Here is a 1,123-nt window from a genome sequence, read left to right as displayed (position 1 = left end):
TCTACTTTGAAGTCATGCTCAGAGTAAGATTCAATGACGGTGTATTGCGTGTTGCTTTTAATCGGGACCATCCAGTGCGACTGTGGGTGTTGCTTACGCCAATTAATCAGTACCTCAGCGCTGAGATAACATCGGTCAAAAATAGTTAGACTGTTATCACTTACATGACTAAATAACTGCTTTGCGTAGTTCACCTCACCTTGATAACTGGGCCCGAAGGCAACGTGGTGTATCAATCGGCTACGCAAGGAGCTTAAGGCGCATAGGCGTACAATAGGATATTCTGTATGACGGTTTTTACTGTGCTTAATAGTGAGCGTCTAGCGAACTACACCTATGTTTTAAAATTCCAGGGTAACAAGCTGTCGATATCGGGCTCAGGCTGGCACAGTTCATCAAGGCAAGCACAGATGTAATTAAATGGGATTAGACCATTTATCTTGGCGGTTTCCACAATGCTGTAAAGGGTGGCACTAGCATGGGCACCGTTAGCCGTTTGGCTAAATAACCAATTCTTTCGGCCTATCACAAACGGTTTTACCGCGCGTTCTGCTCTATTATTATCGATGCTAAGTCGGCCATCATCAACATAGCGTATGAGCTTGTGCCATTGATTTGCCAGGTAATTAGCTGCCTCTATCAGTTTGCTGTTCCCCACTAAATTTGGCTGATCCTGCTCAAGCCATATTTTTAGCTTGCTAAGAATAGGCAGGCTAACCTCTTGTCTTGCCGTATATTTGTCATCCACACTTTTATCTTTGATGCGTGACTCAACGCCGTACAGTTTTTGGATAAGGCTCAATACCACATCCGCTTTGCCGGTTTTGTTTTTACCTTGTAGCTTTTTCGCGTCGATAAATTTACGACGAGCATGCGCCCAGCAGCCAATTAAGGTTGCCTCTGTTCTGGCATAGGCTTGATAGCCATCCACGTGCAAGTACCCTTGATATCCATCAAGATAATTGACCACGCAGGCGGCCGCGCGACTATTGTGGAAGTCGTAAAGTACGATATTAGGGATGGGATTATTCGGGTCTGGTGAATCTCGACCCGAGCAATACACCCACATGTAACTGTTTACTTTGTCCGATTTCACCACCTTTAATGGCGTTTCATCGGCAAA

At 45.1% G+C, this 1,123-nt stretch carries 1 protein-coding gene and 1 pseudogene; both read right to left on the bottom strand.

Features of this window, described 5'->3' with window-relative positions; genetic code table 11:
- Positions 1–311 (bottom strand): annotated as a pseudogene (locus L655_RS1000000126655) (transposase); the annotation flags it as partial.
- A gap of 23 nt (positions 312–334) precedes the next feature.
- Positions 335–1,123: IS66 family transposase (locus L655_RS0111950; RefSeq protein ID WP_024604753.1), on the bottom strand; the 789-nt coding region annotated here is incomplete at its 5' end.

This window comes from Pseudoalteromonas sp. TAE79 (genome assembly GCF_000498015.1).
Taxonomy (GTDB): domain Bacteria; phylum Pseudomonadota; class Gammaproteobacteria; order Enterobacterales; family Alteromonadaceae; genus Pseudoalteromonas.
The sequence above is the reverse complement of the archived record's forward strand: the minus strand, read 5'-3'. Positions and strand labels throughout refer to the sequence as shown.